The following is a 481-nucleotide window of genomic DNA, read 5'->3' as shown; positions in this document are numbered from 1 at the left end:
AAGGAACACTTCCGCCGCATCGCGGTATTTCTGCTGTCCGAGCAACGATTCACCCAGCCAGAAATGCGCATCGGCGGCTTTGGCATCTTTCGGGAAACGGGCGATGTGGTCGCGGAAGCCGGCTTCGGCGGTTCCGTAGTCACCGGACAGGATGAACTGGTAGGAGTTGCGGTAGAGCTCTTCCGGGTCGTTCGTCGAGGGCAGGGCTGCAACCGTGGTGTCGTCAGAGCCATTTCCGGCTGATGGTGCATTGCCGCTCGGTGCGGAGCTGATCGCGTTGTCTTCAACGCTTCCGCTTAGGACATTGCCATCCTTGTCGACGCGGATCGTGCCGAATGTTCTTGGCGGCTCGCCAGTGCCGCGCGGCGCATCGGCGGTTGCAGCCGGACTGTCGCCGTCCGGCTGCGTTATGATGCTGTCGATGGAGCCCGGCGAAGCGGCGGAAGTGTTTCCGCCGCCACCATTGTTTGCAGAATCGTCA

At 61.7% G+C, this 481-nt stretch carries 1 protein-coding gene; it reads right to left on the bottom strand.

Annotated features, from left to right (window positions below; genetic code table 11):
* Positions 1-481 (bottom strand): hypothetical protein (locus AB1462_RS31755; protein WP_367249043.1); only part of this gene is annotated, 481 nt, incomplete at both ends.

Source organism: Pseudomonas sp. SB113 (genome assembly GCF_040754745.1).
GTDB lineage: Bacteria > Pseudomonadota > Gammaproteobacteria > Pseudomonadales > Pseudomonadaceae > Aquipseudomonas > Aquipseudomonas grimontii.
Note: the sequence above shows the minus strand (reverse complement) of the source record. Positions and strands in the feature narration are given on the sequence as shown.